This is a genomic window from Tepidiphilus succinatimandens, from assembly GCF_006503695.1.
Taxonomy (GTDB): domain Bacteria; phylum Pseudomonadota; class Gammaproteobacteria; order Burkholderiales; family Rhodocyclaceae; genus Tepidiphilus; species Tepidiphilus succinatimandens.
In genome coordinates, this window is record NZ_SBIK01000014.1 from 69,000 (window position 1) to 77,206 (window position 8,207).

General features: G+C 67.3%; 9 protein-coding genes. 3 read left to right on the top strand and 6 right to left on the bottom strand.

From position 1 onward, the window contains the following. The first annotated feature begins 15 nt into the window (after positions 1 to 15). Together EPD82_RS09370 and EPD82_RS09375 are read left to right on the top strand one after the other, a co-directional pair. A complete protein-coding gene (locus EPD82_RS09370) occupies positions 16 to 1,425 on the top strand; it encodes an alpha-amylase family glycosyl hydrolase (RefSeq protein ID WP_141056513.1) in 1,410 nt (469 codons plus the stop codon). A gap of 9 nt (positions 1,426 to 1,434) precedes the next feature. Next, complete coding sequence (locus EPD82_RS09375; RefSeq protein WP_055423864.1) at positions 1,435 to 1,821, top strand: DUF2721 domain-containing protein; 387 nt, start codon at positions 1,435 to 1,437, stop codon at positions 1,819 to 1,821. Position 1,822: 1 nt separating this feature from the next. On the opposite strand, the gene EPD82_RS09380 is transcribed toward EPD82_RS09375, so the two are convergent. From EPD82_RS09380 to EPD82_RS09400, 5 genes are read right to left on the bottom strand one after another with little or no spacing between them, the layout of a single operon-like run. Continuing rightward, entirely contained in the window at positions 1,823 to 2,422 is a 600-nt protein-coding gene (locus tag EPD82_RS09380; protein WP_198289055.1) for a nitroreductase family protein, read from the bottom strand. Then, positions 2,419 to 3,024, bottom strand: coding sequence for a nucleotidyltransferase family protein (locus EPD82_RS09385; RefSeq protein ID WP_055423862.1), 606 nt, complete (start codon positions 3,022 to 3,024; stop codon positions 2,419 to 2,421). The genes EPD82_RS09380 and EPD82_RS09385 overlap by 4 nt, the downstream gene beginning before the upstream one ends. Beyond that, positions 3,017 to 5,200, bottom strand: coding sequence for a xanthine dehydrogenase family protein molybdopterin-binding subunit (locus tag EPD82_RS09390; RefSeq protein ID WP_141056514.1), 2,184 nt, complete (start codon positions 5,198 to 5,200; stop codon positions 3,017 to 3,019). The genes EPD82_RS09385 and EPD82_RS09390 overlap by 8 nt, the downstream gene beginning before the upstream one ends. Next, positions 5,200 to 5,658 (bottom strand): (2Fe-2S)-binding protein, encoded by a 459-nt coding sequence (locus tag EPD82_RS09395; RefSeq protein ID WP_141056515.1) that lies wholly within the window; start codon positions 5,656 to 5,658, stop codon positions 5,200 to 5,202. The genes EPD82_RS09390 and EPD82_RS09395 overlap by 1 nt, the downstream gene beginning before the upstream one ends. Then, positions 5,655 to 6,647, bottom strand: a complete 993-nt coding sequence (locus EPD82_RS09400) for an XdhC family protein (protein WP_055423859.1) — start codon at positions 6,645 to 6,647, stop codon at positions 5,655 to 5,657. The genes EPD82_RS09395 and EPD82_RS09400 overlap by 4 nt, the downstream gene beginning before the upstream one ends. Before the next feature lie 306 nt (positions 6,648 to 6,953). Here EPD82_RS09400 and EPD82_RS09405 point away from each other — a divergent pair, with 306 nt between their 5' ends. After that, positions 6,954 to 8,009, top strand: coding sequence for an NAD(P)-dependent alcohol dehydrogenase (locus EPD82_RS09405; protein WP_141056516.1), 1,056 nt, complete (start codon positions 6,954 to 6,956; stop codon positions 8,007 to 8,009). Here EPD82_RS09405 and EPD82_RS12495 read toward each other — a convergent pair. Continuing rightward, positions 7,981 to 8,207: hypothetical protein (locus EPD82_RS12495; RefSeq protein ID WP_240803319.1), on the bottom strand; the 227-nt coding region annotated here is incomplete at its 5' end. The genes EPD82_RS09405 and EPD82_RS12495 overlap by 29 nt on opposite strands.

The following is an 8,207-nucleotide window of genomic DNA, read 5'->3' on the forward strand; positions in this document are numbered from 1 at the left end:
TCCGAGCCGAGTATCATGCCGCCCCGTTTCCGCCCCTGGCAGGAATGCGTCGTCTACACCGTCTGGCCACGCAGCTTCGCCGACGGCAACGGCGATGGCATCGGCGATCTGGCCGGCCTCACCGAACGGCTCGACGAGCTGCGCTGGCTCGGGGTCGACGCCCTCTGGCTCGCCCCCATCCACCCCTCGCCCAACGCCGACTACGGCTACGACGTGAGCGACCATCTGGACGTGCACCCCGACTTCGGCACGATGGCCGACTTCCGCAGCCTGCGCGACGAGCTGCACCGGCGCGGCATGCGCCTGCTGCTCGATCTGGTCATCAACCACACGAGCGTGCGCCACCCCTGGTTTCTCGACTCGCGCTCGAGCCGAACCTCTGCCCGGCGCGACTGGTACTACTGGCGTGCGCGGCCCAACGACTGGGAAAGCATCTTCGGCGGCCCCGCCTGGACGCGGGACGAAGTCACGGGCGAGTATTACCTGCACCTCTTCTTTCCCGAGCAGCCCGACCTCGACTGGAGCAACCCGGCGGTGCGCCAGGCGCTTGCCGAGATCGCCCGCTTTTGGCTCGACGAAGGCGTCGACGGCTTTCGTTTCGACGCCCTCACCGTGCTCAAGAAAGAAGAAGGCTTGCCTGACGTCGCCCCTGGCGAACCCGGCGGCCCGCGCCCGGCCTGGTCGCGCTTCCTCGCCCGCCCCGGGCTCCTCGACTGGGTGCGCGACTTCGCCGAGCGCGCCGGCATCACGCGCGACCACCTCACGCTGGGCGAGGCGAACGGCATCGCCGCCACGGAGGCGCCCGCCTGGGTGGGCGAGCCGCAGGGGCCGCTGTCGGCACTGCTGCATTTCGAGCTATGGCACATCGACACGACCGATGCGCAAGGCCGCCCCGGGCTCGACACCCGCGCCTTCTCCGACACGGCGCGCTCCTGGTACCGGGCGCTCGCCCCGCACGGGGCGCTGCCGGCGCTCTACCTGGAAAACCACGATCTGCCGCGCATCGTCTCGCGCTGGGCTCCGCCCGAGCGCCGCGCCCAGGCCGCCAAAGCCTTTGCCGCCGCCACCTACCTGCAGCGGGGGCTTGCCGTGCTCTATCAGGGGCAGGAACTGGGTCTGCCAAATGCGCGTTTCACGCGCTCGTCCGACCTGCGCGACCCCTTGAGCCTGCGCCGCATCGCCGCCCTGCGCGCCCAGGGTCAACCCGAGGCGGAGATCCTCGCCGAGATGAACCGCAGCGCCCGCGACCTTTCGCGCACCCCCATTCCGTGGGACGCGAACCGCCCGCAGGCGGGGTTCTCGAGCGCCGAACCGTGGCAGCCGATGGACCCGGCGCACATCCCGCTCGCCTGGCGCCAGCAGCGCGAGGACGAGGGTTCGGTGCTCAATTTCTACCGCGAGATACTGGCGCGCCGGCGAAGGTAAAATCGCATCATGGACCTGACCACGCCCGCGATCCTCTTTCCGGCGATCTCACTCGTGCTGCTCGCCTACGGCAACCGTTTCCTGGCGCTCGCCCAGATCATCCGGCAACTGCACGCCTCGCCCGATCGCAAGGCCGAGGTCATCCGCCGCCAGATCCCAGGCCTGAAACGACGCATCATGCTCATCAAATACATGCAAGGGTTTGGCGTGCTGGGGTTTTTGCTGTGCGCGCTGTCGATGCTCGCCCTCTTCGTGCACGAGACCCTGCTCGGCAAAATCCTCTTCGGCACGAGCCTCGCCGCCCTGGTGCTCTCCCTGCTGCTGTCGCTCGCGGAAGTGCTGATCTCCACCAACGCCCTCTCGGTCGTGGTGGAGGATCTGGAAAAAGACGGCTGAATCAGAGGCTCTTGCCCCATTTCCCCGCGAAACAGAGCTCCGCCAGCGGACGGCGCTCGCGCGGCGCGCGTTCTTTCTCGGCGAGTTCCCCGTCGAGCACGTCCGGCTCCGCCGGATGGCCCACGGCGATGAGCGAAACGATCTTGTAGCGCTCCGGCACGCCGGCCACGGCACGGAGTGCCTCAGGATCGAACCCGGCCATGGGATGCGACATCAACCCCAGCGCCACCGCCTGCAGGCAGAGGTTCTCGGCCGCGGCGCCGCAGTCGTATTCGGCCCAGGCGTTGGGTTCACCGTTGTAGGAAAAAATGGGATCGGCGCAGACGAGCACCAGGAGCGAAGCGCGTTTCACCCACGCCTGGTTGAACGGCCACAGCGTGGCGAACGCCTTCTCCCATCCTTGCGGATCCTGGGTGCGATGCCACACGACGAAGCGCCAGGGCTGATCGCCGTAGCACGAGGGGGCCCAGCGCGCCGCTTCCAGCAGCGAGATCACCTGCTCGCGCGTCACGGTCTTGGTTTCGTCGAAGGCGCGACCGCTCCAACGCTCGGCGATCAAGGGATGGATCGGGACTTCGGTCACGGCGGGTTTCTTCATCATTCACTCCTGGAAAAAAGGTCTTGCGGGGTATCGACGTCGGCGAAGATGCCTGCGTCGTCGATCGCAACGCCGACCACGTGCTCGGCGTCACGCCGAAGGAGCAGACGGGCCCCCACGTCGCCCGTCAGACCCAACAGTTCAGCCCGGTAAGGGGCGGCGAAACCGACGGGATGTCCCCGCCGGTCGGCGCGGCAGGCTGCGGCGAGTACCGCGCCCGCCGTGAGCGCGTCGCGCACTCCCGCGATCGCGGCTCGCGGCACCCAGGGCATGTCGGCAAGCCCGACGACCCAGCCTGTGGCCTCGGCGGTCGCGGCGACGCCCGCGGCAAGGCTCGTCCCCATCCCCTCGTCGGCGCGGGGGCATTCGATGAAGCGCAGGCGATCCGCGAAGGTCTCCGACAACACGCCTCGCACCGCCTCGTCGCCCGGTCGCAGCACCACCGCGACCCGTTCGAAGACCTCGACCCAGGACCGCAGCGCCCGCACGATGAGCGGCTCGATGCGCCCCTCGACTTCGAGTAGCGCCAGCCGCTTGTCCGCCCCAAACCTCCGCGCCTGCCCCGCCGCGAGCACCAAGGCGGCGATTTCCGGTTCCTCAGGCAAGGTTTTCCCGTGCGAAAGGGAGCCGCCGCACCCGTTTCCCCGTGAGAGCGAAGAGCGCATTGGCCACCGCCGGCGCGATGGGGGGCGTGCCCGGCTCACCCACGCCGCTCGGCGGCGCTTCGCTCGGCACGAGATACACCTCCACCCGCGGCATCTCGGAATGGCGCAAGATGGGATAATCGTGGAAGTTCGACTGCACCGGCCGACCTCCCTCGAGCGTGATCTCGCCGTGCAGCGCGGCAGCCAGGCCGTAGACGATGCCTCCCTCGATCTGCTGCACCACCCCATCGGGGTTGATCACCCGGCCGCAATCGACCGCCGCCACGACGCGATGCACCCGCACCTGGCCGTTTTCCAGCGAAACCTCGGCCACTTCGGCCACGACGCTGCCGAAGGATTCATGCACCGCCACGCCGAAAGCATGGCCCGGCGCGGGCTTCACCTTGCCCCAGCCGGCCTTCTGCGCCGCGAGCTGCAAGGCGGCATGATGACGCGAGCCATGCGGCAGGAGGCTCAGGCGGAATTTGACCGGATCCTGGCGCGCGAGGTGGGCCAGTTCGTCGATCATCGTCTCGACGACGAAGGCCGTGTGCGAATGCCCCACCGAGCGCCACCACTGCACCGGCACGGGATGCTTCGGGCTGTGCAGTTCGACCTGGACGTTCGGAATCAGGTAGGGAAGCGTCACCGCTCCTTCAACCGAGGCGGCATCGACGCCATCCTTGATCATCGCCGCCGCCATCGGCGTGCCCTCCATGATGGACTGGCCGACGAGGGTGTGTTTCCACGCCACGGGTTTGCCGCCCTTGCCGATTCCCGCTTCGATCACGTCGACCCACATCGGCCGGTAGTAGCCGCCGCGCAGGTCGTCTTCGCGCGTCCAGATCACCTGCACCGGCCGGCCGACGGCCTTGGCCACCTGCACCGCCTCGGTGACGAAATCCGCATGCGGATTCGCCCGCCGACCGAAGCCGCCGCCGAGATAGGTGGTGTGGATCTCCACTTCTTCGGGTTGGAGGCCCGCCACGGCGGCAGCCGCCATGCGGTCGAGCGTCTGCGACTGCGTGCCGGTCCAGATGGTGCAATGATCCGGGCGCAGATCGACGGTGACGTTGAGCGGCTCCATCGGCGCATGCGCCAGATAGGGCACTTCGTACTCGGCACGTACCGCCTTCACCGCCGCCTTGAGGCCGGATGCCACGTCGCCATCGCGCCGCGCCACGGCACCCGGCGTGCGGGCGAGCGCAAAGTAGTCCTCCCGCAGCTTGGCGGTGCTCAGGGCCGCCCCCTCGCCCTCGTCCCACTCGATCTGCAGCAGGTCGCGCGCCGTCTTCGCCGGCCAGAAACCGTTGGCCGCCACCGCCACGCCGGTGGGGACCTCATAGACGCCGACCACGCCGGGGACTTTCAGCGCCTCGGTGGCATCGAAGCGCTTGAGCTTGCCGCCGAATACCGGGGAACGCGCCACCAGCACCGTCAGCATGTTGGGCAGACGCACGTCGATGCCGAAGACCGCCTTGCCGGTGATCTTCTCCGGCGTGTCGAGGCGCTTGAGCGACTTGCCGATCCACTTGAAGTGCTTTGGATCCTTCAAGGGCACTTCGGCGGGCAGAGGCAGCTTGCCCGCCTCTTCCGCGACCTCGCCGTAGCTCAGGGAGGTGTGGCCGTCGGGGTGGAAGATGCGCCCGTTCTCGGCCTTGCACGCACTCGCCGGCACCCCCCAACGCTGTGCCGCCGCCTGGACGAGCAGCATGCGGGCGCTCGCCCCGACGCGGCGCAGCTGCTCCCAAGAGGACGCCACGCTGGTGCTGCCGCCGGTGAGCTGGATGCCGAACTGCGTATGGTTATAGACCGCCGCCACCGGCGCCGCCTCCACGCGGATGCGCTCCCAAGGCGCGTCGAGCTCCTCGTTGATGAGCATGGGCAGCGAGGTATAAACCCCCTGGCCCATCTCGGACTTATTCACGATGAGCGTGACCGAATCGTCCGCGGCGATGCGGATGAAGGCGTTCGGCGGATAGACTTTCGCCGCCCCGGCCGCCGCTTCCTCGGCAGCCCAGGCGCGCCCGCCCTTCTCGGGCAAACGGAAACCGATCACGAGCCCACCGGCAAGCAGGGCTGCATCGCGCAGGAACCGACGCCGCGCCGGACGCAGTACTTCCTCCCGGGGATTCATCACACACCTCCTTTCACGGCTTCGAGGATCGCCGTGCGGATCCGGTTGTAGGTACCGCAGCGGCAGAGGATGCCATCCATCGCCGCGACGATCTGCGCTTCGCTCGGATGGGGGTGCTCGGCGAGCAGGGCTGCGGCCGCCATGATCTGCCCCGACTGGCAGTAGCCGCACTGTGGCACGTCGACCTCCTGCCAGGCTCGCTGGATGGCGCGGCCGACCGGCGTCTCGCCGATCCCTTCGATGGTGGTGACGCGCTTGTCGCTCACCATCGATACCGGCGTGACACAGGAGCGGACCGCCCGCCCGTCGAGATGCACCGTGCAGGCACCGCACTGGGCGATGCCGCAGCCGTATTTGGTCCCGGTGAGCTGCAGCTGGTCGCGCAGCACCCACAGGAGGGGCGTACCGGGATCGGCCTCGACCGTGGTCGGCCGGCCGTTGAGCGTGAATGCAATCATAGAGTTTCTCCTCTGGCATGGATACGAGGCAATCCTCCCGCTGGAAGGGCCCCTCGCTGTTCGGCAATGAGATGGGCGAGGATGGACACCGCAATCTCGGGCGGCGTGCGGCTGCCGATAGGCAGACCCACGGGGCCATGGAGGCGGGCGATCTCCTCCTCCGTCAGGTCGAACTCGGCCAGGCGCTGGCGGCGGGCGGCATTGGTGCGATGCGAGCCGAGCGCACCGACGTAGAAAGCGGGCGACTTCAGCGCCTCGAGCAGGGCCAGGTCGTCGAGCTTGGGATCATGCGTGAGCGCGACCACCGCCGTATCCTCATCGGGCTGGAGCGCGAGTACCGCATCGTCGGGCATGTGCGGCAAGAGCACGCTGCCCGGCACCGGCCACTGGGCTCGCACCTCTTCGCGCGGATCGCACACGAAGACCTCGTAGTCCAGGGCCTGGGCCATCTGCGCAAGGTAGGACGAAATCTGCCCCGCACCGATGAGGAGCAGTCGCCGCGCTGGACCATGAATCGTCTCGAGGGTCTCATCGTCGAAACGCATCACCTCGCCACGCGCTGCCGGCCTCAAGCTCACCGTCAGGGACGAGAGTTCGAGCCGGCGGCACATGCGACGACGCTCGCGGAGCGCCGCGAGCAATTCCCTCGGCCAGGACGCATCCTGCGGGACGGGCTCCACCACCAGCCGCAACAAGCCGCCGCACGGCAGACCGAAGCGCTGGGCTTCCTGAACCGAGACCCCATAGTCCACCCGCTCGGCCCGCGCCCGCGGCAGACGCCCTTGACGGGCGCGTTCCGCCAGATCCTCTTCGACACATCCTCCCGAGACCGAGCCCACGCTGCCGCCATCGCTGCGCAGCACGAGCATCGCCCCCGGCGGACGAGGGCTCGATCCGAAGGTCTGCACCACCGTGACGAGCCACAGCGGCATTTCGCCGCCCTGCCAGCGGCAAAGCGCCTCCAGCACTTCGCGATCGACCCCCTTCATGGCCCCTTGTCCCTAGCGGCACGACAGAAAGCATCATAGAACTGGTCTGCCGTAGCGACAACCCGATCAGGAACGGGGTTTATGCGCCATGGAGCGCCAAACCCAGCGCCTGTCAGCCATCCCTCCTCGTCACCACAGGAAAGGGCTTGATTTTCACGGTCCCGCTGTCTATAATGGAGTCGGCAGTCGGTCGCCGACTCGATCTCGAATACGACGAGGAAGTTGGCCTCTTGCTGGCACACCGCCGGGCGAGGGCCTAGCGATGAATGATCGCTTGCAGTACATTCCCGTTTCGAGGAGCAACCCATGAGCATTCCCGCCAAAGCCTATGCCGCTTTCGATCCACACTCTCCACTCGTTCCCTGGGAGATCGCTCGCCGCGACCCTGGGCCACACGACGTGCAGCTCCAGATCCTCTACTGCGGCGTCTGCCACTCCGACCTGCACCAGGCGCGCAACGAATGGAAGAACACGATCTATCCCTGCGTCCCCGGGCACGAGATCGTCGGGCGCGTGGTCGCCGTGGGTGAGAAAGTCACCCGTTTCAAGGTCGGCGATCTGGCCGGAGTCGGCTGCATGGTCGACAGCTGCGGGCATTGCGACGCCTGTGCGAGCGGCGAGGAGCAATACTGCAGCGAAGGCTTCGTCGGCACCTACAACGGCCGCGGCCCCGGCAGCGAAAACACCTACGGCGGCTACTCTCAGGTCATCGTGGTGAAGGAATCCTTCGTGCTGCACATCAAGCATCCAGAAAAGGACCTTGCCGCCGTGGCGCCGCTGCTGTGCGCCGGCATCACCACCTATTCGCCCTTGCGCCATTGGAAGGTTGGCCCAGGCAAACGGGTGGGCATCGTCGGCCTGGGCGGACTGGGGCACATGGCCGTCAAGCTCGCCCACGCCATGGGGGCCCACGTGGTGCTCTTCACCACCTCGCCCGCCAAGACGGCCGACGCCAAGCGGCTCGGCGCCAACGAAGTCTGCATTTCCAAGGATCCCGAGCAAATGGCCCGCTACCGCGAGCAGCTCGATTTCATCCTCGACACCGTGGCCGCTCCGCACCGGCTCGACGACTACCTGCAGCTCTTGAAACGCGACGGCACACTCACCCTCGTGGGCGCCCCCTCCGAGCCGCATCCTTCGCCCGCCGTCTTCAACCTGCTCTTCCGGCGCCGGAGTCTTGCCGGATCGCTCATCGGCGGCATCCGCGAGACGCAGGAGATGCTCGACTTCTGCGCCGAGCACGGCATCGTCTCGGACATCGAGCTCATTCCCATCGACTACATCAACACCGCCTACGAGCGCATGCTGAGAAGCGACGTGAAGTACCGCTTCGTCATCGACATCGCCGCTTCGCTAAAATGAGAATGAAGGAGCCAACTCTCGTATTACAAAAAATGCAAATTAGTCCATAATGGGGTTCATGGAAAACACCATGAGCACGGGCAAGGCGGCAAAACTTCTTGGCGATGAGTGACTGACCATGCACCTCACCCACAAGATCGCCCTTCGTCCCACGCCCGAGCAGGCGGATTACTTCAAACGCGCCTGCGGCACGGCCCG